The organism is Streptomyces sp. NPDC026673, assembly GCF_040638135.1.
Lineage (GTDB): Bacteria > Actinomycetota > Actinomycetes > Streptomycetales > Streptomycetaceae > Actinacidiphila.
Genome location: NZ_JBEZXR010000044.1, coordinates 1 through 26,786, shown reverse-complemented (window position 1 = coordinate 26,786; position 26,786 = coordinate 1). Strand labels below are relative to the sequence as shown.

At 71.3% G+C, this 26,786-nt stretch carries 24 protein-coding genes and 1 pseudogene; 24 read left to right on the top strand and 1 reads right to left on the bottom strand.

Annotation, left to right across the window (positions count from 1 at the left end):
• Positions 1 to 37 precede the first annotated feature (37 nt).
• The 24 genes from AB0F62_RS26590 (at position 38) to AB0F62_RS26475 (ending at position 25,378) form a co-directional block, all read left to right on the top strand.
• Entirely contained in the window at positions 38 to 838 is an 801-nt protein-coding gene (locus AB0F62_RS26590) for a conjugal transfer protein (protein WP_361804114.1), read from the top strand.
• Entirely contained in the window at positions 835 to 1,179 is a 345-nt protein-coding gene (locus AB0F62_RS26585) for a hypothetical protein (RefSeq protein WP_361804111.1), read from the top strand. Before AB0F62_RS26590 ends, AB0F62_RS26585 begins: the two co-directional genes overlap by 4 nt.
• Complete coding sequence (locus AB0F62_RS26580; protein WP_361804108.1) at positions 1,176 to 1,700, top strand: hypothetical protein; 525 nt, start codon at positions 1,176 to 1,178, stop codon at positions 1,698 to 1,700. Before AB0F62_RS26585 ends, AB0F62_RS26580 begins: the two co-directional genes overlap by 4 nt.
• The gene (locus AB0F62_RS26575; RefSeq protein WP_361804105.1) at positions 1,700 to 4,315 is read left to right on the top strand and encodes an ATP-binding protein; all 2,616 of its coding nucleotides are present in this window, start codon (positions 1,700 to 1,702) and stop codon (positions 4,313 to 4,315) included. The genes AB0F62_RS26580 and AB0F62_RS26575 overlap by 1 nt, the downstream gene beginning before the upstream one ends.
• Positions 4,312 to 4,674 carry a hypothetical protein gene (locus AB0F62_RS26570; RefSeq protein WP_361804102.1) on the top strand — a complete coding sequence of 121 codons (363 nt, stop codon included), beginning with the start codon at positions 4,312 to 4,314 and terminating at the stop codon, positions 4,672 to 4,674. Before AB0F62_RS26575 ends, AB0F62_RS26570 begins: the two co-directional genes overlap by 4 nt.
• Complete coding sequence (locus tag AB0F62_RS26565; RefSeq protein WP_361804099.1) at positions 4,671 to 7,124, top strand: hypothetical protein; 2,454 nt, start codon at positions 4,671 to 4,673, stop codon at positions 7,122 to 7,124. Before AB0F62_RS26570 ends, AB0F62_RS26565 begins: the two co-directional genes overlap by 4 nt.
• Complete coding sequence (locus AB0F62_RS26560; protein ID WP_361804096.1) at positions 7,121 to 8,251, top strand: NlpC/P60 family protein; 1,131 nt, start codon at positions 7,121 to 7,123, stop codon at positions 8,249 to 8,251. Before AB0F62_RS26565 ends, AB0F62_RS26560 begins: the two co-directional genes overlap by 4 nt.
• Entirely contained in the window at positions 8,248 to 8,910 is a 663-nt protein-coding gene (locus AB0F62_RS26555) for a hypothetical protein (RefSeq protein WP_361804093.1), read from the top strand. Before AB0F62_RS26560 ends, AB0F62_RS26555 begins: the two co-directional genes overlap by 4 nt.
• On the top strand, positions 8,892 to 11,558 hold the full coding sequence (locus tag AB0F62_RS26550) for an ATP/GTP-binding protein (RefSeq protein ID WP_361804090.1): 2,667 nt from the start codon (positions 8,892 to 8,894) through the stop codon (positions 11,556 to 11,558). The genes AB0F62_RS26555 and AB0F62_RS26550 overlap by 19 nt, the downstream gene beginning before the upstream one ends.
• Complete coding sequence (locus AB0F62_RS26545; RefSeq protein WP_361804087.1) at positions 11,555 to 12,502, top strand: replication-relaxation family protein; 948 nt, start codon at positions 11,555 to 11,557, stop codon at positions 12,500 to 12,502. Before AB0F62_RS26550 ends, AB0F62_RS26545 begins: the two co-directional genes overlap by 4 nt.
• Before the next feature lie 6 nt (positions 12,503 to 12,508).
• The gene (locus AB0F62_RS26540) at positions 12,509 to 13,267 is read left to right on the top strand and encodes a hypothetical protein (protein WP_361804084.1); all 759 of its coding nucleotides are present in this window, start codon (positions 12,509 to 12,511) and stop codon (positions 13,265 to 13,267) included.
• A gap of 92 nt (positions 13,268 to 13,359) precedes the next feature.
• Positions 13,360 to 13,626: a hypothetical protein gene (locus AB0F62_RS26535; protein ID WP_361804081.1), complete on the top strand. Its 267-nt coding sequence runs from the start codon at positions 13,360 to 13,362 to the stop codon at positions 13,624 to 13,626.
• Positions 13,627 to 13,870: 244 nt separating this feature from the next.
• Positions 13,871 to 14,488: a hypothetical protein gene (locus AB0F62_RS26530; RefSeq protein ID WP_361804078.1), complete on the top strand. Its 618-nt coding sequence runs from the start codon at positions 13,871 to 13,873 to the stop codon at positions 14,486 to 14,488.
• Between the two features lie 188 nt (positions 14,489 to 14,676).
• The gene (locus AB0F62_RS26525) at positions 14,677 to 15,375 is read left to right on the top strand and encodes an ATP/GTP-binding protein (protein WP_361804075.1); all 699 of its coding nucleotides are present in this window, start codon (positions 14,677 to 14,679) and stop codon (positions 15,373 to 15,375) included.
• A gap of 32 nt (positions 15,376 to 15,407) precedes the next feature.
• Positions 15,408 to 16,148 carry an SAF domain-containing protein gene (locus AB0F62_RS26520; RefSeq protein ID WP_361804072.1) on the top strand — a complete coding sequence of 247 codons (741 nt, stop codon included), beginning with the start codon at positions 15,408 to 15,410 and terminating at the stop codon, positions 16,146 to 16,148.
• A complete protein-coding gene (locus tag AB0F62_RS26515) occupies positions 16,148 to 16,969 on the top strand; it encodes a hypothetical protein (RefSeq protein WP_361804069.1) in 822 nt (273 codons plus the stop codon). Before AB0F62_RS26520 ends, AB0F62_RS26515 begins: the two co-directional genes overlap by 1 nt.
• 82 nt (positions 16,970 to 17,051) lie before the next feature.
• On the top strand, positions 17,052 to 18,437 hold the full coding sequence (locus AB0F62_RS26510) for a CpaF/VirB11 family protein (protein WP_361804066.1): 1,386 nt from the start codon (positions 17,052 to 17,054) through the stop codon (positions 18,435 to 18,437).
• Positions 18,434 to 19,411: a type II secretion system F family protein gene (locus AB0F62_RS26505; protein WP_361804063.1), complete on the top strand. Its 978-nt coding sequence runs from the start codon at positions 18,434 to 18,436 to the stop codon at positions 19,409 to 19,411. The genes AB0F62_RS26510 and AB0F62_RS26505 overlap by 4 nt, the downstream gene beginning before the upstream one ends.
• Complete coding sequence (locus AB0F62_RS26500) at positions 19,408 to 20,289, top strand: type II secretion system F family protein (RefSeq protein ID WP_361804060.1); 882 nt, start codon at positions 19,408 to 19,410, stop codon at positions 20,287 to 20,289. Before AB0F62_RS26505 ends, AB0F62_RS26500 begins: the two co-directional genes overlap by 4 nt.
• Before the next feature lie 25 nt (positions 20,290 to 20,314).
• Positions 20,315 to 20,521: a hypothetical protein gene (locus tag AB0F62_RS26495; protein WP_361804057.1), complete on the top strand. Its 207-nt coding sequence runs from the start codon at positions 20,315 to 20,317 to the stop codon at positions 20,519 to 20,521.
• Between the two features lie 58 nt (positions 20,522 to 20,579).
• Entirely contained in the window at positions 20,580 to 20,975 is a 396-nt protein-coding gene (locus tag AB0F62_RS26490) for a TadE/TadG family type IV pilus assembly protein (RefSeq protein WP_361804054.1), read from the top strand.
• Positions 20,972 to 21,442, top strand: coding sequence for a TadE/TadG family type IV pilus assembly protein (locus AB0F62_RS26485; RefSeq protein WP_361804051.1), 471 nt, complete (start codon positions 20,972 to 20,974; stop codon positions 21,440 to 21,442). Before AB0F62_RS26490 ends, AB0F62_RS26485 begins: the two co-directional genes overlap by 4 nt.
• 8 nt (positions 21,443 to 21,450) lie before the next feature.
• The gene (locus AB0F62_RS26480; RefSeq protein WP_361804048.1) at positions 21,451 to 21,891 is read left to right on the top strand and encodes a hypothetical protein; all 441 of its coding nucleotides are present in this window, start codon (positions 21,451 to 21,453) and stop codon (positions 21,889 to 21,891) included.
• 100 nt (positions 21,892 to 21,991) lie between these two features.
• A complete protein-coding gene (locus AB0F62_RS26475; protein WP_361804045.1) occupies positions 21,992 to 25,378 on the top strand; it encodes a LysM peptidoglycan-binding domain-containing protein in 3,387 nt (1,128 codons plus the stop codon).
• 505 nt (positions 25,379 to 25,883) lie between these two features.
• On the opposite strand, the pseudogene AB0F62_RS26470 reads toward AB0F62_RS26475, so the two are convergent.
• A pseudogene (locus AB0F62_RS26470) lies at positions 25,884 to 26,786 on the bottom strand (hypothetical protein); the annotation flags it as partial.

Sequence of the window (26,786 nt, the reverse complement as noted above, 5' to 3'; positions counted from 1 at the left end):
GATAGCTGCGCAAGCCCGGCCCAGCGCCGCGGCACCCGTGCGCACTGCCGACCCGGCCGGCGTCGCAGAACTCTTTGCCGATCTGTGGCTGCGCAGCGACGGCACCAACGACCAGAGCAGCATTGCGCAGGCTGTACGTACTCTGGCGCCGAATGTGGCGCTGCCGCGACGCTCGGGCAAGGCCTCTGCTCAAGTCCTGCTGCGCACCGTCGCGGTGCGCAGTTCGGCATTGACCGACGGCTCGTGGTCGGTTGTCGTCGCCGCCCAATACGCCGGCCTCGACGCTGCGGGTGACCAGGCAGCCGGCAGTATGGTCCGGTACTTCGCCGTGCCGGTCCTGTCTGTGCAAGAGGTCGCCGACGCCGGTTCATTCACGGTGACAGCGCCGCCCGCGGAGGTCACCGGGCCCGTACCGGCCCCAGTGGCGAAGCAGAAGCTGCCGCGTTCGCTGCCGACAGACGGCGCGCTGGCGGGTGCGTTGCGCGAGTTCTTCGCTGCCTACTTGACCGGGGTCGGGGAGGTCGACCGGTACCTGTCTCCGGGGTCGAAGCTATCCGCGGTGATCGGGACGGGCTACCGGTCGGTCGGCCTCAACCAGGTCGCCGCCGACCGTGATGTCTCCGAGGAAGCCCTGCCGGGCGATGGCACGAGGCTGCAGGTGAGGGCCGACGTCACCGCGACCGACGACGCCGGTGACCAGTGGCCGCTGAGCTACTTCTTCGCGCTGACCGCGCGGGACGGGCGCTGGGAGATCGCCACCATCCAGGCCGGCGCCCCCACCGGCACGCAGAAGACCTCCCCCGGTCGCAAGGCGTCGGCTGGGGGTGCCTCCCGATGAAATCGCCACAGCTCCAACTGGCCGGCCAGTTCGCCAACGTCGGCAACTCCCTACTCGGCACGGCCAGGGACTGGGCGGAGATGGCTCTGCCCACGGTGCTGCTGCTGATCGTTGTGGTCACCGCCGCCCGGAAGTTCTCCGTGCGTGCGGCAATCGGCGCGCTGATCGGGCTGGCGCTGTGCATGGGCATCTACCACTCCCGTGGCGCGCTGTCCGACGCGTTCACCGATGAGATCAACAACCCGGCCAAGGGCGCTGGGACCACCGTGCGGCAGGTCACCGACCAGACCCCTCCGCCGCTTTACCGGCAGTCCATCGAGACCGCGGGCGGTGTGCTGTGAGCGCCGCGGCGCAGCGGGCGCAGGTCGCCCGCTCCTACACCTCGGCCCGCCGGCATCCGTGGGTGCTGGGCAAGCTCGGCGACTTCACGCTGCCGTTCGGCCCCTACACCCCGGCTCAGCTGGTGGTCATGGCCGGCGGCGCACTGGTGCTGATCAAAACGTTCGCGTGGTGGTCGTGGCTGGGACCGCTGCCGGTCACCCTGTGGGCGGCAGCGATCTGGGCGGTACGTGGTGCGAAGATCGGCGGCCGGTCTCCCTTCGCCGCGGCGATGGGGTGGCTGACGCTGGCGCTGCGGCATCCGGCCGGGCGGATCGGCGGCCGCAATGCTCGTGACCGCCGTCCCAGCCGCCTGACGGGTGTGTTCGTCATCGAAGTCGCCCCGACGACAGGGGCGGGCGTTGCACGTCGGGTGAGGCACTGTCCCCGCCAAGGCCGCACCTGCCGACCGGCCGGTCCGATACCGCCGGTCACCGGCCTGGACCGACTGCTGCGACAGACCGTCACCGTGGGGGGTGTGTGATGAGGCTTCCGTTCCGGCACGTCGCCGGGCACCTGGTGTGGTCGACCTCCGGCACGGTGTGGGCGATCTGGCGGGTGGCGCCGATGGGCGGCTGCTACGTCCCCGCCCGGGTGCGAGATGAGCTGCTTGGGCGGGTGACCGGGCTGGTGCGTTCGCTGGCCGGTGCGCCGCGGCTGTTCGGTCTGGCGGCGCGAGTGGACCCGGGTGAGATCGCCGAGCAGATGGTCACCGGGCTGGACTGGCAGCGTCTCCCGGCGTGGCGGGAGACCGCGGCCGCGTCGTTGGAGATGCTGGCCGGTCAGGAGATGCACCGACGCACCCTGTGGCTCGCCGTACCGCTGACGGCGCCGGGCGGCCGGCATGAGTTGTCGGCAACACTCGGTTCGATGTGGTCGGAGCTCGCAGCCGCCACCGGACTACCTCCGGCGCCGGTGCCAGAGGCAGAGGTCAGCGACTACGCCGAGCGGGCGCAGCGGGTCCAGGCAGCCCTCGGCGGAGGCCTGGCTCTGCGGTCGGCGTCTCCGGCAGAGGTCGTGTGGATGGTCCAGCACGCCCTCCACCGGGGCCTGAACGAGCCGCTGCTCGCGGACGCCGAGGCGTCGGTGCTGTACGGCGGCACGGTGCGCAACGGCCGTTTGCGGTCCCCCTCCTACGCCGATCTCGGGCAGGTTCGGCTTGCCGAAGGCGGCCGCCCCTCCCCCAGCGACGCCACGACGCACGAATCCGAGCCAGCCGCACGTCCGCGGCACGGGCACGAGGACCGCGGCCGCCCCTGGTGGCGGCGCGACGAAACAGCGTCTCCGTTGCTGCGGCGTTGGCTGCAGGTCGAGTGTGAGACCGGTACCGCCTACCAGGCGCATCTGGCGCTGGCCGAGCTCCCGCCGGCACGGGCGGTGGATACCTCGGACGTGCTGGCGCAGTTGGAGGGCTTGGACTTCCCCGTGGACTTCACGGTCGACCTGCAGATCATGCCCGCCGACAAGGCGAAGCAGCAGGTACAGCGCAAGAAGCGGGAGCTGCTGGACCAGGCCGAGCAGTACGGCGCCCAGCCCACCGGCATGCCGCACTCCCTGCCGCGCGCCGCCGGTGACCTCGCGGAGGAAGACGCCCGGCTGTCGCGCAGCAGTGTCGAGGTCGAAGTCCAGTCCGTCACGGTCCTGACTGTGTGGGGCGAGGACCCCGGGTTGTGCGATGCCCGGGCGCGGGCTCTGGCCGCGGTGCTGTCCGGGGCGGACTACCGAGCGATCCGCCCACACGGAATGCAGGAGCACCTGTTCGTCCTCGGGCTGCCCGGTGCGGTGCGGCCGCCGATGGTGCGGGAGTTCACCCAGCACCAGCTCTCCCAGGACTGGGCCGCCATGGGCGCGTTCACCTCTATGTCCGTGGGCGACCCCACGGGTCTGATGGTCGGGGTGGATCTGGACTGCGGCACCATCCGCCCGGTCCTGCTGAACATCGCTGACGCCCCGCATCGCAACGCGTCCGCGTCGGTCGGGATCGTCGGCGACCTGGGCGCTGGCAAGAGCGTGGTGGAGAAGCTGCTGGTTTCCAGCGTGGTGGACCGGGGCGGGCGGGCGATCGTCATCGACCGCACCCCGGTCAAGGAGTGGGCCGGCTTCGGCTGCTCCGCCGCCGGGCAGCGGTGCCAGGTCATCGACGCCGCGAAGGCCGAGTTGTCGATCGACCCGCTGCGGGTGTTCGGCGGCCGGACCGGCGCGCACTACGCCCTGTCCTACCTGACGCTGCAGCTCGGCGTGGGGCCGATGAGCGCGGCCGGCGCCGTGTTGCACCACGCCGTCGAACACGCCGCGGCTCAGTCGTCTCCCTCGATAGCACACGTCCTGGGTGCGTTGAACGCGCTTGCTGCCGACGATCAGGTGCCGGGCATCCGGCGGGATGCGGCCGCGAACATGGCCGACCTGGTCGGCATCGTCGCGGCGAACCCGCTCGCCGCCATGGTGTTCGACCCCGACTTGCCGCCGGTCTCCCTCGAGGGCGACCTGGACGCCGACATGGTGGTGGTGACCACGGCCGGGCTCACGCTGCCGCCGAAGGATGCCTTCGGGAGCATCGACGTGCTGCGGCAGCAACCGCTGGAGGCGCTGATCGGCCGGGCGGTGCTGTATCTGATCGCGGCGCTGGCCCGGCAGGCCGCGTTCACCGACCCGGGCCGGTTCTGCGCGATCGCGCTGGACGAGTGCTACTGGCTCACTTCGAGCGCGGAAGGCTCCGCGCTGGTGTCGGAAATCCTCCACGACGGCCGCAAGCACGCTGCCGGCGTCATTCTTGGCGCCCACGACGTCGACGAACTCGGCTCCGACGCCGGCCTGCTGGCATACAAGCTGCTGGCCCGCACCAGCGACCACGCCCGCGCCGCCAAGGGCCTCGCCTTCCTCGGCCTCGACGGCGAGTCCGAAGACCTCGTGCGACTGGTGAGCACCGGGCTGTCGCCGGTCGGCCAGGCCGGCCGGGAAGGCGAGATGCTGCTGCGCGACCCGCGCATGCAGGTCGGCCGGATCAAGGTTCACGTGCCACCAGTGCCGCGGATCCAGCAGGCCATCTTCACCACCCCCGGCGCGGACCTCGCACCGGCGGCCGCCGGGAGTTCCCGATGACCCGCCTCGGCCGCATCCGGCTGCGGCTGCTGCTGCTGCTGGCAGGTACGACCGTGCTGGTCCTCATCGCGTGCAGCGTCACCACGTGGGTGCTTCCCCGCCCCAGCGCGGCCGCGCCCCCCGGCCCCGTCGCGGTGGGGCAGAACGCCACCGTCACCGCCTCGGCGTGGGAGGCCGGTGATGGCCCGTGCAATCTGATCGTCGGTCCGGCCCGCGCGTACTGCGAGCCGCAGCCCGGTTCTCCGGTCGCCAGCGCCGAGAGCGGGTCGGCCCAAGGGTTGTGGCTGGTGGGGTTCTCCACCGCGGCGATCGCCGCCGCGGTCGCCCTGGCCGTCACGGCAGGCAGGGGGCGGGGATGAAGCGTTTCGACCGCGGTACCTTGCGCTCCGCGGGCTTCGCGGCCCTGCTCGTGGTGGTGTTCCTGACGGTGAACACGTCCGTCGCGGCGGCCGCCGATCACGCGGCCTCCGCCGGCGGGGGCTTGTTGGCGCCGTTGGACGTCACCACATCCGAGGGCGCGCCGCTCAGCGGGTATGAGCTGCGGGCCGACGGTGGCGACATAACCGACGTCACTCGCCAGTTCCAGACCCTGGTTCTGGGCGGGCTGTTCTCTTTGGTGCGGATGCTGGTCGGGCTGGCGTGCTGGCTGATCGGGTTCGCGTTCGAGTTCCCGCTGCTGACCGCGATGCTCCGCCCCGCCCAGGCCGTCTCCAACGCCTACGCCTCGCACGTGGTCGGCGCGATCGGCCTCGAAGGGGTCCTGTTGGCGTGGGCGTTCGTGTTCGGGCTCATCCTGGTCGCCCGCGGCAAGGTCGGCCGGGGTCTGGGCGAGATCCTCCTGACGCTGCTGATCGCGGCGCTGGCGGCGTCGGTGTTCGTCCGGCCGGACTATCTGCTCGCCAAGGACGGGCCGCTGGACCAGACTCACCAGGCCGCCGTCGAACTGGCCGCGATCACCAGCAACTCCTACTTCGGCAACACCCCGACCAGCGGTCCGAACAGTCCGGCCTGTGACCGTGTGGACCGCCCCGCACCGGCCTCCTGCACCGGGGCGACGGCAACCGGCGGGGTTGACGTGGCGAAGTCCGTACAGGACGCGCTGACCAACGCGCTGATCGTCAAGCCGTTCCAGTTGCTGCAGTACGGACGGCTGCTGGACGACGGCAAGCCGGAGAACCGGGCCGCCTACGCCGCGCACCTGAAAATGGTGATGAGCGCCGACGAGGCCAAGAAGGACGACAGCAGTCCGTGCGATGCGATCTACGGACCGGCGAAGGACTACTGCAACGGCACCGCCACCTCACCGCTGGATCAAAACCCCAAGGACCCGAAGTTCAGCGCCCTGCTGCACGAGCTGGACGACGCCGGTGACATCGGCAAGCAGGCCGCCGACTACGCCCGGGCACCGTCGTGGGACCGGATCGGCGGTGTCCTGCTGCTGGGCATCGCCGCCGTGATCGTCACCGCCATGGCCGTATCGCTCTCGCTGATACTGCTGGGCACCCAAGCCGCCGACGTTGCCGCAGCCGCAGTCGGAGGCATCACCTTCATCTGGGGCATGCTGCCCGGCCCGTCCCGCATGGCCGTATGGCGGTGGCTCGGCACCTTCCTGGCCTCAGTGATGGTCATGTTCACCACCGCCATGACCATCCCCATGTTCGGGATCGGTGTCGACGCGCTCCTCACCTCCAGCAACGGCAGCCTCATGGTGGAACGCCTCCTGCTGCTGGACGCCTTCGCCATCGCCGCCCTGGCCTTTCACCGGCGCCTGACGGCCGCCACCGCCCAGTTCGGGCAGCGTCTCGCGCTGCGAATGCGGTACTCCAAGGTCGGTGGCACCCACCTGCCCGGCGACAACAACGAGCTCGGCGCCGCGATCGGCGCCCACCTGTCGGGCTCCGGTGGGGGCGGGCTCGGCCTGGGCCTGGGCGGGTTCTCCGCAGCGCACGGCTCGCTGCTGCTGCGGCAGCGGTTCTTGTCCAACGCTCTGGCGATGACCGACGGGACGGGGATGCCGGCCGACACCGGCCGGCTGGCCACCGATGCCCTGGCAGAAGCCCGACGGGGCCTGGCCCCGCTGGGCATGGCCATCACCTCCGCCACCCTCGGAGTGCGCGGGATGCGCGGGACGCTTCGGGGCGCCTACGCCACGCTGGTCGGCCGGCGCCCCGACGACGAGACGCTGGAGCGGATGCGGCGTCCCGTCGGTCCTGGAGAGCAGGACGGCGAGGGCAACACGGTCACCCCGGGCGAGGCGCCGGTCGTCGACCGCAACGGCGTGCTGCTTCACGACCCGGACACTCAGCGGACGCTGCTGAGCACGCGCTTCCACAACCGGGCCGTGCGGTTCCGTGGCTACCGCATCGCCCGTCACACGGCCCGGTTCGCCTACATCGCCACGCTCGGCCTGCCGCGCCGCGCAGCGGCCGGCCGGCAGCACGTCACCGACTTCACCGAGGACGCCTGGCACCAGCTGCAGGTCTCCCATGGACGGGTTCAGGACGATACCCACGCCTGGGGTCAGGCCGGACGCGGGATTCAGCGCGGCACGGCGCACGTCGGGCAGCGTCTGGCGACCACGATCGACGTCTACGACCCGGCGATGCGCACCCGCGCGTTCGTCCGTGACGCCGCGGTCGGTGGCTGGCTGTTCGGCGCCCGGAGCGACGGCCGCAGCGCGGATCCGACAGTTGGTGCCTCTCTGCCGGAGAGCGGACCGACGGCCGACCGGCGGCGGGTGTTCGACGCGCTGATGGAGGCGCAGCGCACCGACTGGCAGTGGGATCGCGACCACGGCGGTGAGTCGTGAAGGCGATACGCCGGGGGGTCTGGCTGGTCGTGTTGCTGGTGGCGGCCGGTGTCTGTTGTGCGGGGCCGCTCGGCGCGATCCTGGTTGCCGGGATCGGTCAGACCGCGGTGAGCAGTGGGCTGGTGGCCGTGACGGGGATCCCGGCCCGGATGCTGCGCGCAATCGCGCACGGCGCCGAGTCGGTGAAGGAGACCTCGCCCGGGTGCCGGGGGATGCGGTGGCAGGTCCTGGCCGGCATCGCGAGCATCGAGTCGAACAACGCCGCCGGGCACACGATCGGCGCGGGAGGGGACATCACCCCGAGCATCCTCGGACCGCGCCTGGACGGGTCCGGTGCGGGAGGCAACACCACGGCGATCCCGGACACCGACGACGGCCGATGGGACGGCGACCGGCAGATCGACCGGGCGGTGGGGCCGTTCCAGTTCCTGCCGGCCACCTTCGCCGCGATCGGACAGGACGGCAACGGCGACGGTCGCGCCGACCCGCACAACGCCGACGACGCCGCTCTCGCCGCCGCCAACTACCTGTGCGGGGACGGCCGCGACCTCACCGACGAAGACCAGCTGCGCGCCGGGGTGTACTCCTACAACCACTCCACCGCATACGTCACCGACGTCCTCAACGCGATCCACCGCTACGACACCACCGAAACCACCACTGGTGGCAGCAGGGGCGCGGCAACCGGTGACGCCCGAACCGTCATCGCCGCCGCTCTCGCCCAACAGGGCGTGCGGTACTCGTGGGGCGGCGGCAACGCCGACGGGCCCGCACCAGGTATCTGCTGCTCGCCCGGACAGCACCAGGACGGCAGCAAGATCAGGGGCTTCGACTGCTCCGGGCTGACCTTGTACGCGTACGCGCAGGTCGGGGTGCGCCTGCCGCGCCTCGCGGAGCACCAGGCCTCAGTCGGCCGCCGTATCCCCGCCTCCGCCGGCTACGGCGCGCTGCGGCCGGGTGACCTGGTCTTCTACGGCCCCAACCCGAACAGCAACGCGGGGATCCACCACGTCGGGATCTACCTCGGTAACGGCCAGATGATCAACGCTCCGAAGCCTGGCACCCGCGTGCGCATCGACCCGCTGACCGCCCTGCCCGACTACGCCGGAGGAGCACGAATCCTATGAGTACCCGTCAGTCGTCCCGGCTCTCCGGACCCGCACTGACCGCCGTCGCGGCCGTGCTGGCCATCGCCGGCGCCGGACTGCTGGCCGTCTCCGCATCAGCGGACCCGAGCCACCACGCGGCGGCCTCCCGAACAGTGGTCGCACAGCCGCGGGACATCTCTCTCAGGCCCGCGGTGACGACCCCGTCACCATCCGCGGCGCGCCCCGCGAGGCCGCCGCGCTCTGGGCACGCCGCAGCGAGCAGACCGCCCGCCGTCAGGACGCGGGCGCCTGCCACGGGAGGGGCGCTGCCGCCGCCCGGGGCGGGGCCGGAGGCCGACCCGCTCGTACAGGACGCCATGAACCGGGCGGCGGCCGGGAACTTGGCCCCGGCCACGGCCCGGCACCTGGTCGCCCTGGCGAAGGCGGTATGGACCGCGGACGTCACCGGCGCCGGTCGTGATCGATGGCCGGGCTACTTCACCGATCCCGCGCCGTCGACTGTCTATACCCGGTTCCGGATTCAGGCCGCCGCAGCTGGTCGCGACCCCGAGCACCCAAAAGACGTGGTGGTGCGGCTGGTGTGGGCGGGCGCCGACCCGGCCGGGATGTTCCTGGACGGCCGCACAGCCGCCATCCGTCTGATCAAGGAGGGACCGTCATGGACCCCCGTACGGTGATCCTCGCCGGCAGCCCGCTGTGGAACGGCACCGCCGGTGTCCTGCTCTGGGCTTGGCAGGTGCTGCTGTGGGTGCTGGCCAACGTGTTGTGGCTGAGCCTGGTCGCCGCGTTCTGCTGGGTGGCCTGGGGTGTATGGCGGCGCTACTTGGCCACGCGCGCTCTCAAGGAGCGCGCCTACGTGGAGCTGTTGCCCGGTGGGCAGTTCGAGACGTGTGAGGAAGAGATCCTGCGGTTCGGTGCCCAGCTGATCCGGGCCGCTTCCGCCGGCAAGTGGTGGGTACCGCGCGACGCCCGCACGGTGCGCATCCGGCTGCGTGCCGACGGTACGCGCCCGCTGACGTATCGGGTGGAGGCGCCGGCGTCGGCCGCGCATCTGCTGCAGCAGACCCCCTACGCACGGGTCCGCAGCGAGCCCGCACGCCCGATCGCCTACAAAAAGCGCGAGCACACGGTCCGTGCCGTCTTCGCCCTGCACGGCACGGCCGCGTCCCGGCTGCGGGATGTCCCGCTCGAGCCGGACCCGCTGCAGCCGCTGATCGACGCCGTCGCCGACCTACGTGCCGACCTCGGCGACCTCGCCGAGGCCTGCCTGGACCTCTCCCCCGCCTCCAAGTGGCACCTCAAGAGCCGCCGGCAACAGGTCGTCCACGCCTCCCGGCAACGGGCCCGGCAGGAAGCGCGCCGCGAGGCACAGTGGATGGCGCAGGACGCCGCATCGTTGGAGGACTCGCTCGGCTGGCAGCTCACACAGCTGCTGACGCCGCCGGATCAGCGCACCAGTCGGCGTCGGCTGATGATGTCGCCCAGGCCGCCGCGCATCGACCGCGAGAAGGCCCTGGGCAAGCTGATGGAGGACACCGGCCTGGTCCGGGTGCAGCTGCTCGTGCGGTGCGCCTCGGACCAGATCGGAAGGGCGGAGCGTCGACTGCGGCACATCGAAGCCGCGCTGGACGTGTACGCGGCACGCACGCGGTTGTCGTCAGTGGGCTGGTCCTGGGGCCCTTTGCGGTTCGGGCCGGACCGGTGGCCGTGGCGACCCCGGTTCGACGAGCGGTGGGCCAGCGGCCGTATCCACCCGCGCCGGGACTCCTGGGCGCGGATCGAGGAAGTCGCCGGGCTGCTCAAGCCCCCGACGATGCACGCCCGGCTGCCGCTGCTGGCCGGCGACATCCCCAGCTTCGAGCCGAAGAAGGACCTGCTGCCGCAGGGCTGGTACCGCAGCGCCGACGGCACCGAACGGCTGCTCGCCACCCGGGAGGCGGACACGCTCTTCGAGGTGCAGGTCGGCAAGGCCGGCTGGGGCAAAACCACCCGCGCCCTGGTCCAGGCCGTCGCGGTCGCCCACAACCGGGGCGGGCTGGCGTTCATCGACCCGCACCGCGACTCGTGGGCGACCGTGGCCCCGTACCTGGCCCACGGCACGATCATGAACCGGGCGTGGCTGTTCGACCTGACGGTGCGCGGATCGCAGGATCGCCTGGCGTGCTGGAACCCGCTCAGTATGACCTCCGGTGCAGCCCCGCACGAGGTCACGGCGGCGGTGGTCGACGCGTTCGCCACCTCGCTGGGCTGGGGAGACGCCAACGCGCCCCGGGCCATCACGATCTTGACCAAGGCCGTCGAGGCGCTGGTCGCGGTGAATGCGATGGCAGTGGCCGCGCGGAAGGAGGACTGCCAGGCCACCATCTTTCAGATCCGTGCACTGCTGACCGACCCCCTCTTCCGCACGCTGGCTGTTGGCCGCTTGGACGATGAAGCCAAGCGGTGGTGGGCGACCTCGTTCCCGGCGATCCCCGCCGACGCCCTGCCGACCGTCCTGAACCCCATCGACCGGCTTGCCGCATCCCCCGTCATCAAGGCCTTCCTCGGTTCCCCGACCGGCAGCTACGACATGCGTCACGCCATGGACCGGTCGAAAGTCGTGTGGATCTGTCCGGCCGGCACCGGCCCCACCGACCGGCTGCTGACATCCATGATCGTCCGGGACATGCTGCGGGCCGGGCTGTCGCGCCGTGACACCCCGGAACGGGACCGTACGCCGTTCCGGCTTTACCTGGACGAACTGATCTCCCTCGACGGCGCCGCCTCCAGCTCCCTCGCCGAAATCACCGAACAGCTCCGGAAGTTCGGCGTGCGCATGCACGGCATGACGCAGCTGCTGCACCGCATCAGCCCCGAGGTACGGACCGCGCTGCTGCAGAACGCGTCATCGCTTTCCACGACCGCCGGCTCAGTGGAAGCCGTCCGCTACATCACCGATGAGTGGAGCAAACAGGTCAGCCCCGCGGATGCCGCAGAGCTCGGCCGCTACCAGCACTTCGCATCCTTCACCGTCAGCGGCAAACGCGTCGGCCCCCTGAGGATCCGCGGCCCCGAGCTGAACGAGGTCTTCCGCCACCTGGCGCGCCCCGGCAAGACCCGCGCCCTGCTCCAAGCTGCCCACGACAACACCGGAGCACGACCGCTGGCCGAACTCACCGCGATCGCCTCCACCCACGAAGTCGCCGTCCTGAGCTTCCTCACCCAGCCCGGCCAAGGGCCCGGGAGCGGCCCGGGGTCAGTGGGACAAGGCCCCGCTGCACCCAACCCGCAACCCTCGGCATCGCCGGCCGCCCACACCCACACCTCTGAGGAGCTGTTCGCATGACCATGGAACCCGAAGTCCTTGACGCTCTCCCGGCCGACGACTCCGAATCGGAGTTCCAGCCCAGCACAGAGGACTCCTTTGCGCATCAGGTGCTCGCGCTCATCGCGCAGCACCGGCTGGCCACGACCCCCCAGTTGCATCAGCTGATCTCCCCCGAGGGACGCCGTCAGACCACCTCCACCGTGTTGAACGCGCTACGCGAAAACAAGCTGCTCTCCTACACCGTGCTGCCGGCCAGCAACGGCACCCGGGCCTGGTACCTCACCGTCCGAGGAGCTCGCGTCGTCGCCGGCTGGCCGGAGCTGCGCGGCCGCCCCGTCCAGCCACCGTCCGGCGGCACAGAGGCGAACCTGCGCGCCGCACATACGCTCACTGTTCTGCGGGCACACCTGGCGTTTCTGCGTGATGCCCGCGCGCGGGGGGACGAGTACGGGCCGCTGGACTGGGTCCCGGAGGTCGCTCACCGGCTGCCGGACACCGGCGGCGAGGACAAGCTCATCGCCGACGCTGTCCTGCACTACACCGCCACGGCACCGCGTCGGCTGCAGTACCGGGCATTCGTCGAAGTCGACCGGGCCACCATGAGCAGTGAGCGCCTGTCGCGCAAGCTCATCTCCTACGCAAGGTTCCACGACTACACGCCGATGGCACCCGGGCGTCGGGGCACCGTCGCCGACCAGGCCGCGATGCTCGCCTGGCAGCGGTTCTACCCCCGCTTCCCGCGGGTCCTGTTCGTCCTCACCGGCACCGGACCGGACGCGCTGCAGCGCCGTATCAACGACCTGCGGGCCATGGTGGCCGGTCATCCGCTGGTCACCCAGCTGGCCGGGCAGGTGCAGCTCGGCGCAGCAGTGCTGGAGGATCTCGAGCGCCATGGAGCCTCGGGCCCACTGTGGACGCCCCTGTCCGGACCGGACGAGCTGCGCTCGTGGATGGATCTGTAGGCGCTGATGAAGAAGCTGCGTAGCCGGCCGCCGCGGTTCGTGGCGTTGGACAACAGGGCCGTCGACGATGTGCGGCTGAGCGTCTTGGACGTCGGGCTGCTCGCCGTGGCGCTGCGCTATCCGGACGGCGCGGACTTCACCGTCGCCTCGCTGGCGGCAAGGCGCAGGCCTGGACGTGAGGCGTTGACCAAGGCGATGCGGAACCTGGTGGCCTGCGGCTACATCGTCAAGCTGAAGATCCAGACGGCCAGCGGAACGTGGCGCACCGAGTTCCACGTGGCGGATCTGCCCTTCACCCGCGATGACGTCGATGGGCTGCTCGCCGAAGTGCCGGATGCGCGGGCGGTGCGGGTGGAACCCGTGTGGCTCGACCCTCGCAGCGCCACGGCGCAGTCGCCGGGTGATCACGGAGGGGACGAGTCGGCCGTTGGAGGGGAGAACCGAGTGACGGGATCCCGTCACTCGGTGGTGACCAGCCAAAACGACGAAGATCACCAGGTGGGACCGAGTGACGGGTTTCCGGCGGTCGGTGAGCCGACGGTCGGCGGCCCGTCGGTCAAAGAACTAAGACTTCATGTACAAGACGGGAGTGACTTCTCTCTCCTCTCGATCGGGTGGCACCGCAGCGGCGGTGCCGGAGAGAGACCGGGAGCCTGCCAGGAAGGCGCGAACTCTCGGCGGTGCCCATGCCGTCCTCACCGGGCCTCGAAGTGGAGAGCTCGAGCCAGCGGACCGGTAGGTAGGCAGCAGGTCCCGTTCTGGTGAACCCCAGGGCAGCCGGGGATCGCGTGGCCGAGGCGTGGGCGGAAGCTCGGCGTCGCAGGGGGCACCCGGTTCCGGTCCTGGGACACAAGCGGGTGGCCCGCGTCGCTGCGCGGCTTGCTGCGGCCGGCACGGCGGAGGAGCTCCTGGTGCAGGCGGCCGTCGACATGGCCCGGGAGCCGACGTGGCTGGACTTGGAACGGCACCTGGAGCACTGGTCACCGCCCGCGGCGCCCGCCGGACCGGTGACGTACTGCGGGAGCTGTGACTACGGCTGGGTCACCGGTGAGGACGGCCGGGCCAGCAAGTGCCCCTGCCGGACCGGCGGGACGCCGCGACCCGGCCTCGATTTCACTCACTGAAATCAGTGGTGACGTGCCGTGAAAATTCACCGTCCCGCATACAAGGACAAAGGCGCATGGAGCGGGTCAGTATGCTCATGATCCCCATTGGAGGCGGTGAGTTGGCGCCGTACGGTGCGTCGTATGTCGCACCGCGGCACCCTTCGCATGATGCACTGCTGTCCCGGGAGCACCGTCCCGGTGAGTGCGCGTCAGCGTCGGGCGTCGCCCAAGGTTTCGCAGCCGATGTCAGGGGGGCCGTCCCGTGCCGAGCACCACCGACCAGCGTCATCGTCAGACCCGCCGGGCCTTGCGGGGTGCAGCAGTGGTGGCCACCGCGTTCGTGGGGATGCTCGTGCTGGCCGCCTGCGGCGGCGACAAGGATTCCGCCGAGCCGACCGCGGCATCGAGCACCGCCTCCGCCAAGTCGACCGTGTCAAAGGCGGCCGCGGCCTCAGCGGACCCGACGGCAGCGGCCAAGGACCGGGTCGTTGCCGCGTTCCAGGGCCTGGTCAACGCGGAGACCGCCGGGTTCGCGAAGGCCACGTTCGAGGGCACCGGCATCGAACACTACGCCTCCGGTCAGGTCCTCGCTGACGACAAGAAGACGCTGCTGATCAACCGGGCCAACGACGTCGTCACCAAGGGCAAGCCCGCCTTCTCCGTCATCAAGACCACCGTGGACCTATCGGTGACCCCGCACCGCGCCGCGCTGACGGCGTGCTGGGACGACACGAAGTGGACGCCGGTGAAGAAGACGACCGGCAAGAGCGTCGCCGCGCCGAACCAGGCCAAGCGGTACGTGGTGAACTCCAAGCTTCGCACGATCGGGACCCGGTGGGTGGTCACCGACAGCACTGCCGCCCGGGACCAGTCGTGCTGAGGCGGCCGCTGACCGCTCTCGCCATCGCGGGCGGTCTTGCGATCGCGGCAGTGAGCCCTGCTGTCGCGGACACCGGGGTCGTGTGCCCGTCGCGCGGGTCCTGCCAGGTGGGGGTGACCGTGCCCGGCGAGTCCGGCAGCACCACGCCCGGCGGTCAGCGCTCCGGCGGGCATTCATCCCGGCGGTGCGTGGACACGCTGCAGGACGTAAAGGTGCCCTGCTATCTGAAGGACATCGGGTGGTGGAGCGCGAACTGCTACTTCAAGGTCATGGAGCCGCAGCCGCCAGCCAGGGATCCGGCCTGGCAGGGTCACAAGCCCGGTGACGGCGCCGTTTACGACGCGTACTGTCCCGATGAGGGGCCGCCGGTGCAGTGGCGGGCCGCCCCGCCGCCGGGAATGGACGGCGGTGTCGACCCGGCCCAGCTCGCCGCCGAGGCCGTCAAGCGGCTGCCGATCGACGGTCCGGACATCGGGATCGTGCCCGAGCCCGGCAAGACGGGTGTGGTCGGGATGCCGGTGTGGCTGTGGAACCGCACCAGCCCTCGTACCTGGGGCCCGGCGGTGGAGTCGGTGACCGCGGGCGGCGTGACGGTGACGGCGACCGCGCAGGTCTCGCAGATCGTGTGGGACATGGGTGACGGTCACACCGTCACCTGCGGTGCCGGCACGCCGTACAAGAAGTCGGCTGGGGCGCAGGAATCCCCGGACTGCGGCTATCGCTACGCCACGGCGTCCGACGGTGGTAAGGGCGATGTGTTCTGGGTGACCGCGACCGCCACGTGGGACGTGCACTGGGCCGGCGGCGGCCAGCGCGGCGACCTGACCACGACCCGCTCTTCCCAGGTCCAGCTGCGCGTCGGCGAAGTTCAGGTCCTCGGCCAGTGACCCGCTGACCTCCCCACACAGGAGGCACCCTCATGAGCAGCACCACTCGATCCGTCTCCCAGCACTCCGCGGCCGCGGCCGCGCCGACAACCCCAGCGGGGCCGTCGACCGGGCCGGTCGCTGCACCGCGGATGGTTCGGCAACGCCGGCGCCGCCCCGGCCTGATTGCCCTGTCGGTCGCGCTGATCGCCGCCGGGGGCCTCTCCGGGGCGGTGCTGTACTCCAGCTCCGGTCACCGCACCGCGGTCGTCGTGGTCGCGCGCGATGTGCCGGTCGGCTCCCGCATCACCGAGGCCGACCTCGCCACGGCGTCGATCGCCCTGGATCCGGCCGTGCAGTCGGTGAACGCCTCCCGCACCCGTGCCCTGGTCGGTCAGCGCGCCGCCAGCGACTTGAAGGCGGGATCGCTGCTCGCGCCGTCCCAGGTCACGGACCGGTCGCTGATCGGGCCCGGTGAGCAGCTGGTCGGGGTGAGCGTGAAGCCATCCCAGCTTCCGGCGACGCCATTGGTGCCCGGGGAGAAGGTGCTAATCGTGTCCACCCCCGATCCCAACGCCGCACCAGGCCGAAGCGCGACCAACGGCGCCGGGGCGGAAAGCGGCACGTCACCGGTGACGTTGTCGGCGAAGGTCGTCGCGGTCGGGCGGCCCGCAGCCGCCACGGGTGCTGTGGTGGTCGATGTGGCCGTGCCTGCCACCGACGGGCCCGCGCTGGCCGCGCAGACCGCCACGGGGAACGTCGCCCTGGTCGTGGTCGCCCGGGACGGTTCGTGATGGCGGTCATCGCGCTGGCCGGAGGCCTCGGCGCGCCCGGAGCGACCACCATGGCGATGGCGCTGCTGCTGACCTGGCCGCTGGAGGTGGGGCATCGGGTGGTGCTGGCGGAGTGCGACCCGGACGGCGGGGCGATCCTGCCCGGAGCGTTGCAAGGGACCCTCGGTGGTGCGCACGGACTGCGGAACCTCGCGCTCGCGGCACGTCAGGGTCAGCTTGGTGAGGCGTTCTGGCGGCAGTTGGTCGATGTCACCGACGCCGGTACCCGGGACCGGCTGGTCCTGCCGGGCCTGTACGACCCGGCACACGCCTCCTCGATGGGCCCCGTGTGGAAGCCGCTGTCGGCGATGTTCGCCGGGATTGAAGCCCACGCCCATGATGTGCTGGTCGATCTCGGTCGGCGGGGCGCTTTCGGCCCCTCGCAGGTCCTCGCGCAGCGCGCCGACGTGGTGCTGCTCGTCGCCCGGAACACCCTGCGCGGGCTGCAGAGCGCCGAAGTCCGTCTCGCCGCGCTGCGCGAACAGCTCGGCACCACGGCCGAGGTGCGTCTGCTGCTGGTCGACGGCGGTCCTTTCCCCGCCGGCGAAGTCCAGCGACAACTGGGTGTGGAGGCCGTCGCCACCTTGCCGTGGCGGCCGCGGGAAGCCGCGGTGCTGTCCGACGGCGTCGAGCAGCCACGGAAGTTCGAGGTGTTGGAGCTGATGCGGGCGGCCCGCTCGGCGACTACGCGGATCCGGCAGTTGGTCGCCACCCGGCGGGCCCGCCTGTCCGTCCCGGCGCGGGGTTCCCTCGAGGGAGGGGCGGTGACCAGTGCGCGCTGAACCTGTGCATCACCAGCCCGGTCCGTTGTCGGACGGTCCCGCCGCTGGGGTGCGTCCGCTACGTCCGGCACCGCGGGGTCCCATGCCCCGGCCTCCGGGCATAGTCGACTACGCCGCGGTGCGGCTGATCAAGAAGGAGGTCGGTGAGCGGCTCGGTGAGCTCCTGCGTGCCCGTCCCGGGATGGCCGCGGCCGCGCAGGAGCAGCAGGGCCGGGCGCTGGTCAATGAGCAGGTCGCGATCTGGTCGGACGCCGAAGCGGTGAAGAGGGGTCTGGCGACGTCGCCGACGGAGGACGCAGCTATCGCCCAGGCAGTGTTCGATCTGCAGTTCCGCGCCGGCCGCCTCCAAGCCCATCTGGACAACCCGGCGGTGGAGAACATCTTCATCAACGGCTACCGCACCGTGGTGCTGGACTTCACCGACGGCCGCCGCGCCCACGTCGCGCCGGTCGCCGACTCCGACGAAGAGCTCCGCGAGCTCCTGCGCGATCTCGCGCGCCGCACCACCGGCCAGTCGGAGCGCAGCCTGTCGACCGCGGACCCGTTCCTCGCGCTGCGGCTGGCCGACGGATCGCGGCTGCAGGCGGTCATCGACGTCACTCCGGGGACCTATGTGACGATCCGCCGGCACTCCATGCGCCACGCCGACCTGACCGAACTTGTCCAGCGCGGCATGCTCGACACCACGCTGCAGGCCTTCCTGTCCGCATCTGTGCGGGCGGAGAAGAACGTCATGGTCGTGGGCGGCCAGGCCGCCGGGAAGACCACGCTGCTGAGGGCCCTGCTCAAGGAGATCGACCCGCAAGAGCGGTTCGCCACGTTGGAGACGGAGTACGAGCTGTTCGCGCACGAGAACGGCTTCCACCAGCAGGTCGTGCCGATGGAGGCTCGGGAGTCCAACGGTGAGCGGGTCGACGGCCGGAGCGCGGGTGAGATCACGTTGATGGACCTGATGTACCGGGCGCTGCGCATGTCGCTGGCGCGGATCGTGGTCGGTGAGGTTCGCGGGCCGGAGATCGTGGCGATGCTGCAGGCCATGACCAACGGGCAGGGTGGCAACCTCAGCACCTTGCACGCGATCCACCCGGGCGTGGTGTTCGACCGGATCGCCGAGCTGTATCTCCTGGCGCAGGCGAACATGAGCGAGGCTCTGGCGTACCGGCAGGCCGCGAACGGGCTGGACTTCATCGTCTTCGTCGCGTCCATCGATGAGACCCGCATCGGCGGGCACCGGCACCGGTTCGTCTCCCACGTGCTGGAGGTCACCGGCATCGGTGAGGGCGGCCGACCGGACACGAACCTCGTCTTCGGCCCGCGCCAGGAGTGGGACGAGCCCCGGGCCCTGCCACTGAGGCACCCGCGGTGCATCGACGATCTGCGGCGTGCCGGCTTCGACCCGGGGCTCCTGGACGAGTCGGCCGGCACCTGGCCTGCCCAGCTGCAGTTGCTCATACGGGATGCCTCATGAACGGCACAGGGCTGCTGCTGTGGGGCATCACCGGTGCCGCATTGGTCGCCGGGCTGGTCGGCATCGTCGTCGGTGTGACCGGCACCGAGGCCCCCGCGGGCCTGTCACTGTGGTCCCGGCTGCGGGCCGCGAGTTCCGCGGGTGTCGGGCGCCGGGCGCTGGAGCAGCGCCGGACCCGGCTCGTTGTCGGGGCCGCTGCGGGCACCGGGGTGTGGGCAGTGACCGGGGTGTTCGTGGCCGGCGTTCTGGTGCTCCTGGCGGTGCCCGGGGTGCCGTGGCTGCTGGCCCCTACCAAGGGCGCGAGCCTTCGGATCGGCCGGCTGGAGGCGCTCGGGGACTGGACACAGCGGCTGTCGAACGTGCTGCGACTGGGCCGCGGCCTGGACGAAGCCCTCGCTCTGTCCGGGAGGGGCGTGCCGGAGCCGATCGCGGGCGAGGTCGGCGACCTGGTCGACCGGCTCGCTGTCGGCTGGCGGCCGGGCGACGCGCTGCGCGTCTTCGGTGACGCGCTGGACGATGTCACCGCGGACAAGGTCGTCGCCGCCCTGGTCCTGTCCGCCGCCGATCGCGGGCCTGGGCTGGCGCAGGCCTTGGACGACCTGGCGGCGTCGGTGCACGAGGAGGTCGCCAAGCGGCGGCAGATCGAAGCGGACCGGGCCAAGCCTCGCACCGCCGTACGGTGGTTGACCCTGATCACCCTCGGTGTGGTCGTCTTCGGGTTCCTCATCCCCGGCTACACCGCCCCCTACCGTTCCCTGCTCGGCCAGTTGGTGCTGGCACTGCTGGCCGCGGGGTTCGTGGCGGTGCTGGTGTGGATGCGGCAGCTCGCCGACCACCACCCGGTGCCGCGCTTCCTGATCGCCGACCCCCGCAGCCGCGTCACCGCCCCGGCGCTGACGCTCCCTCTCCCTTCGTACCGTGAGGTGGAGCCCAGGCACCGCCTGTCCAGGTCGGCCGGTATGGAGGCGTGGTGATCCCGGTGGGTGCGCTGCTGGCCGGCGCCACGGTCGGCGCCGGGATGGCGCTGCTGGTCAAGGAACTCCTCAAGCCCGCGCCCGCGTTGGGCCCGGCGCTGCAGCGTATGAACCACCCCGCTCCCCCGGCCCCCGAGCTGGAGTCGGCCAACCGGGACGAGCGGTGGGGCGCGTGGCTGGTCGACCACCTCGGCACGGTTCCCGGGGTGCGGATTCCCCGGCGGGATCTTGCGCTCGTGGGGACGTCGCCGGGACGGTTTCTGCTCACCAAGACCGCGCTCGCCGCCGCTGGGCTGCTGGTGCCCCCGCTGGCGGGGGTTCCGCTGCTGCTGCTCGGACTCCCCTTCTACCTGCCGGCCGTGGTCGGCGTGCTGTTCGCCGCGGTGCTGTGGTTCGCGCCCGATCTCGCCTTGCGCGACCGGGCACGGCGGGCGCGGGAGGAGTTCGCGCATGCCATGGCCGCCTACCTGGACCTGGTCGCGTTGCGCCGGGCCGGGAACGTTTCCGCCGAGCAGGCCTTGGAGCAGGCCGCGCAGGTTGGACAGGGGTGGGCGTTCGCCCGGATTCAGCAGGCGTTGATGCAGTCCCGAGTGGACAAGGTCCCGCACTGGGAGAGCCTGACCCGGCTCACCGCCGAACTGGACCTGCCGGCGTTGGCGGATCTCGCGGCGATCATGCGGCAGTCCACCGACGACGGTGCCGCCGTCTACGCCACGCTGCGGGCCCGCGCGCGGAACCTGCGTACGGAGCTTCTCGCCGCGCAGGCCGCGGAGGCGAATACCAACAGCGAGAAGATGACCGCCCCCGGCGCGCTGCTGGCGGTGCTGGTCATGCTCCTCATCGCCTTCCCCGCGGTCATCCGCATCCTCACGACCTGACCACACGCCGAAGGAGCGCCCGACGATGAATCCCCTCACTCGCGCTGCCACCACCGCTGTGCTGTGGGTGCGCGGCCGCCTCGAGCAGGGTCGTGCCCGCGGCAGCGACCGCGGCGACATCTCCATCACCACCGTCATCATCTGGGTCGCCGCCGTCGGCGGCGCCCTGGCCATCGCCGGCACGATCGGCATCATCGTCAGCAAGTACAACGGCTTGCTCACTGGGATCTGACAAGCCGATGGCCAGGACAACGGGAACGAGCAGCAGCACGGTACATACTGCACGACGGATGGCGGCCGCGGCCAAGCGCGGTGGTGACCTGGGCGAGGCGTCGATTCAGATGGCGATCGTGTTCCCGTTCGTCATCCTGCTCACGCTCGCCGTGGTACAGGCCGGCATGTGGTTCCACGCCCGCAACATCGCCTTGGCCGCCGCCCGCGAAGGCGTCACCGCCGCCCGTACCTACCGGGCCACCGACACCGACGGCGCCCCCCGAGCACGCGAGGCCCTCCGCCGGATCGCCGGGGACAGCCTCCGTGACCCGTCCGTCAGCACGGCCGGCAGCGGCACGGAGTCCGTACGGGTCACCGTGACGGGCACCGCCCCGTCGCTGCTGCCCGGCATCGCAGGCCTGCGCGTCACCCAGTCCGCCACCAGCCCACGCGAACGCTGGACTACACCATGACCTGGACTTCCGTGTGGGGCACGCTGCGGGCCGGAGCACGGGTGCAGGGTGACCGGGGCAGTGAGGCGATCCAGGCCGCGATCGTCACGCCGCTGCTGATCGCGTTTCTGTGCCTGGCCATCGCCGCCGGACGCCTCACCGTCTCCGGCGGAAAAGCCGACGCGGCCGCCGAGGACGCCGCCCGCGCCGCGTCGCTGGAACGCACCCAACTCGCCGCGCAGTCCGCGGCCGCCGACGCTGCCACCCGCTCGTTGGAAGACCAAGGCGTCCACTGCGCCAGCACCGACGTGGACGTCGACGCCTCGGGCCTGTCTGTGCCAGTCGGCCAGGTCGGCTACGTCACCGTCACTGTCCGCTGCACCGTGGACCTGTCGGATCTGCTGCTGCCGGGAGCTCCCGGAACCAAGACGCTGACCAGCTCGTTCACCAGCGTCGTGGATGCTTTCCGCGCCAGGCAGGACGCATGACGCGGGCCATGCTCGGATCAGCTGGGCGCCGCCTGCGGCGGGGAGACCAGGGCGGGGTCGCGGTATTCGTCGCGATCTGCACCGTGGCGCTTCTCGCGATCGCCGGGCTGGTCCTGGACGGCGGCGGAAAGCTGCGTGCCACCGAACGCGCCGACGCCCTCGCGCTGGAAGCCGCCCGCGCCGGCGGCCAAGCCCTCGATCCCGCCGACGCTGTCACCGGCACCGCCATCCGCGTCGACCCCGCAGCCGCCGAGGCCGCCGCTTCGGAGTACCTGCGGCAGGCAGGCGTCCACGGCACCGTGACCGTCTCGCCGGACCGCAGCGAGCTGACCGTCGTCGTCGACACCACTTACCCCACCCGGTTCCTGCCCGTGATCGGCATCGGCTCCATGGATGTCAACGGCCACGGCACCGCGACGCTACTACACGGCGTCGACCAGCCCGAATAGCCCACGAGAAGGGCCACCCGCCATGCCGCAGAGCCCCGCTGTCCGTCCATCGCGCAGGCCACCCACTCGCCACGGTGCCGCCGCCGGGACGGTCCTGCGCGTGACCGGGAGTGTTCTGCTGCTCGCCACGCTCCTGCTCGGCCTGCCGATGCTGCTGTGGTGGGGCAGCACCATCGTCGCCACGCCCGGCATCCAAGCTCTGGGCAATCTGCTGTCCACGCAGGACTCCGGACAGGTCTTCCTGCTCGCCCTCGCGGTGGCCGGCTGGGCAGGGTGGGCAGGCTTCGCAGCCGCCGTCGCCATCGAGATCCCAGCTCAACTGCGCGGCCGGACCACACCTAGGCTGCGACTGCTGGTAGGCCAGCGCGCAGCCGCCGCTCTGGTCGGTGCCATCCTGGTCGCGCTTCCCACCAACACGGCCCTGGCCTCCCCCACCCCCGCGCACGCCGTCACCGTCACCCCGGCCGCCACGCAGACCCCGGCACACGGCGTTCATGACCGTTCCAGACTCGACGCCCCCGCCCCGGTGGAGCGCGCCGGCGCTGTCACCCATACGGTGCGGGCGGTCCGACCGGCAGAGAGTCTGTGGTCGATCGCGAACGACCGGCTCGGCGACGGCTACCGGTGGGACGAGATTGCCCACCTCAACGATGGCCGCACCATGACCGACGGCACCGTCTTCCGTGCCGAGGATCCGATCCGACCCGGCTGGGTGCTGCTCCTGCCCGGCGACGCCGCGCCCGCCAGTCCGCATGCGCAGGGCGGCCGCTGGAGCGCCGTCGAGAAAGACGGGCCTGCCCCGTACACGGTGCGGTCGGGCGACACTTTGTCGCAGATCGCCGAAGCCGAGCTCGGTGACGCCGACCGCTACCCGGCCATCTTCCGCATCAACCGGGGCGAAGCCCAGCCCGGCGGCCGCCACTTCACCGACCCCGACCTCATCTACCCCGGCCAGCACCTCGACCTCCCCGCCTCGGACCAGGACGCTGCCGCTGGCCCGCAGCACGACGACCGTAACCAGTCCCGTGACCGCACCCCGCCGCGAAACGACGACCGCGCTCCGAGCAAGCACGACCGCCTGGCGACCCCCTCCACGACACCGCAGGCGGCACCCTCCACCGCTACCGAGACGCCGTCGCCGGTCACGAAGAAGGAGCTGCCGACAAGCCCGCCAGGGGAGGCAGATCCGTTGCAACCGGACCAGACCACAGCCCCCGAAAGAACTGCTGGCCACGCACGGCCGACACGTACCACCAGCGCAGCAGCCACACCGACCGCCGCCCCCACGTATGAGGCGCCGCCGTCCGATGCTCCGTCCGCGGCAACGGCGTCTGCCGCCTCGCCCACGTCCCCGTCCTTGCCGTCGTCCTCGGCGTCAGCAGGGCTGGCCCCGGCAGTGCGAACTGGCACCGCGCAGGAGTCCAATAGTGAGCGGCCGGTCGTGCTGGCGGCCGGGGTCGGGGCGCTGCTCGCTGCGCTGCTGACAGGTGCTCTGGGGGTGCGGCGGATTCTGCAGCAGCGCTGGCGCCGGGCGGGCGAGACCATCGCGATCGACGACGACCCGACCCGGACCGAGCAGGTCCTGCAGGCCACCGGCGAGCCGGCCAGTGTCGCACTGCTGGACACCGTGCTGCGTACCTTGGCTCACCATGCGGCCGAGGGCGGCCACCAGTTGCCTACGGTGCAGGGCGCACGGGTCACGGCGGCTGGCGCGGTACACCTGGTCGTCGACGACCCCGAGGCCGATCCCATTTCGCCGTTCACCCCGAGCTCCACAACTGGGGTGTGGGTGCTCGACGGGCGCCTGCCGCTGCTGCTGGCGGAACAGGCCCGACAGGTTCCGGCACCGTATCCGGGGCTGATCACCATCGGCGCCGCCGCATCAGGCGACCTGGTCCTCATCAACCTCTTCCACGCCGGTGGGCTACTCCTGGACGGGACGCCAGGCGACGTACTGGCCGTAGCCCGGGCGCTGGCCTTGGAGGCGGGCACCAGTGCGTGGAGCGACCACACCGAGGTCCTCACCGTGGGCCTGGGAAGCCGCCTCGCCGGACTGTTGCCGAAGGGACGGCTGCGGGCGATGCCGCATTTGCCGTCGGTGGTCTCCGACCTCGGGGCACTGCTGGTGGAGGTGTATCAGCACGGCCAGGACCAGGCCGTGGAGCCGCTGCCGTGGATCCTGGTCTGCGCACCTGACGTCGAGCCCGAGCAGGTCTGGCAGCTCGCCGACGCGATCGCCGCCGCGCGGCACCTGCCCGTCACCGTGGTCCTGCCCGAGACCCCGGCGACCCGGCAGGCCTTCCCAGGTGCCGGCACCGTTCCTGCCGCCCTGGACACCGCGGTAGCGCTACCGCATCTGTCCGCTGAGTCTGTCGAGGTACAGCGTCTGTCAGAACAGCAGTACCGAGAACTCGTCCACACTCTCAACGTCGCCGACCGGCCCGCGACCCGCGCGACGGGGGCGTGGCAGCTCGCCGAGGACCACGACCACACTGCAGCAACGCCGCGGTCGGCGCCGCACCCGGTTCTGCTGCACCCGATCGCTGACACCAGTACGGACACCGCGGCAGCCAGCCCGTTCCCGGCCCTGCTCGCCACCGCCAACCCCGGCCGGATCCGTCTGGTCAAGGCAACCGGGCCACTCGCCGCAGGCTCCGCTGCGGAGTACGCGAACCTCGACGGCACCCTCGCCACAGGCGGCCTGGCGGGCACAGGTCAAGGGGCCGAGGATGCGCGACCGCCGGCTCCTGAGATCAAGGTCCTCGGCTCGCTTCAGGTGTCCGGCATCACCGGCTCCGGACACGGCCCGCGGCTGGAGGCCCTCGCCGCGCTGATCTACCTCAAGCCCGGCCGGAACGCGGACGCACTGTGCAGGGCCATGGACCCGGCCTCGCCATGGACGACCCACACCTTGCAGTCCCGGCTGTCGGAAATCCGGGCCCGCCTCGGCTCGACACCGCAGGGAGAGCCGTACCTGCCCCGGCCCAAGGGCGGGTACTCCTTCCACCCGTCGGTCCGCTCGGACTGGGCCACCTTCCAGGACCTCGCCACCCAGGGCCTGGTCGCCGGGCCCCAGGCAGGCATGGCAAATCTGGAGGCCGCGCTCGCACTGGTACGAGGCCGCCCGTTCGACGGCCAGGAGTACCCGTGGGCGGTATCGGTGCAGCAGGAGATGCTGTCCCGCATCGTCGACGTCGCACACACGCTCACCGCTTGGCACACCACCGGCGCAGCGCCGGACTGGGACGCGGCCCGGGGCGCGGTACTGCGAGGCCTGGATATCGATGAGACCGCTGAGATCCTCTACCGCGACTGGATGGCAATCGAGCAGGCCGTCGGCAACCACGCAGGGGCCCGGAAAGCAGTGGCCCGGGTCACCGATGTCACCCGGGCCTACGACATCACCATTGACGCCCGCACCGAACACGCCATCGCCGCGGTACTGGCAGAGTCCGGGGGCCTGGCGGCCACACCTGGGAGCGCCTGACCAGAACGCAGAGCGGGTATCGACCGCGACGGGGGAACGCGGCCGACACCCACTGACGATCAGCATAGCTCCGGAGCAGGGAGGAAAGTGACGGTCGCCGCACTGCGGCTTGAAGTCACCGGAGTGCTCCAGCCCATCGAGCTCCCCGAGGACTACACACGACAGCGCCAGGTTCTGCGGGGCTTACTCGATGGCACCGTCGATGGCACCGTCGATGGCGCGGTCTACCACCGGCGTGCTCTCGTCCACGTTCACGGCTCCGGGACCTGCCCGACCGTCTCACGGGGGCTATTGCTCGACCGCGGGTCGGCAGCGTGGGCAGCGTTCGTGGCGGCCGAGGTCGGTGACGATGGTCCCCCATCCGCGGCAGTGTTCGCAGTCGCGGGCCAAGGCGGCGTTGACGCGGGGAGCAGGGCTTGCCCCGTCGCTACACAACACTTACCCCGATGTGTCCGTCATGCCCCCGCGAGCGGCCACACCACACCCGCCAAGGCGTGTTCGACGATCAGGCGTCGCTCAGCATCTGGTCGGCCGCGAGTGCAGCACGGCGGCGTGGGAAGTCCGCCACGAACGACTCGAGTTTGCCGGGCGTGTAGATAGCGCCGTACTGAGCGACGATCCCGCGCGCGGTGAGCAGTTGCGCCAGGAGGTACTCGTCCGGGGCGACGCCTTCGCCCTCCAGGTGGTCGAGCCAAACGGCGTAGATCCGGAACGCGGGCAGGTAGCGGCGCAGGGTAGAAGGGCTGACCGGGGCACCGCCGCGGCCTGTCATCCCGAGAGTGGCGAGGTGAGCTGACAGCACCTTGTCGGTCAGTTGTTTGTCGTCGGTGATGGCCAGGCCGTGTGCGCGCCGATATTCATCCCAGACGCGGTAGTAACGGTCGACCATCGTGAGCTGCGGGAGCGAGCCCTTGGCGGGCGCCGGTTCCTTCGCTGTGGGCAGCGGCGCAGGGCCGGGCGCTTCCGGCTCCGGCTCCGGACTGGCTTCGGGGACAGCGACAGTGATGGTGACTCGGCGGGTCGGTGCCTCGTTGGCGGCTGCGGTCTGCGCCGGCACGATCCGCTCGGGAACTGGCTCCGCTTCAGGCCGCAGCTGCCGTACGACCGATTCCCCGATCGCCTCGGGCGTGGCCGACTCGATGGCTGTGCGCTCCAGCACGGCGGGGAGTTCGATGCCGGCTGCGGCCAGGCCTGCAGGGCCGGTCTCGGTCAGGGGGATGCCGTAACGGGTGAACCGCAGCGGCATCAGGGACTCGACCGGGGCCTTGCGGCGCCAGGCGCGGCCGTAGCGGGCCCGCAGGCGCGCCCGGTACACGAGACGTTCCTGCTCGACCCGGATGACCTCGTCGTAGGAGCGCAGCTCCCACAGCTTCATACGCCGCCACAGGCGGAAGGTCGCGAAGGGGGC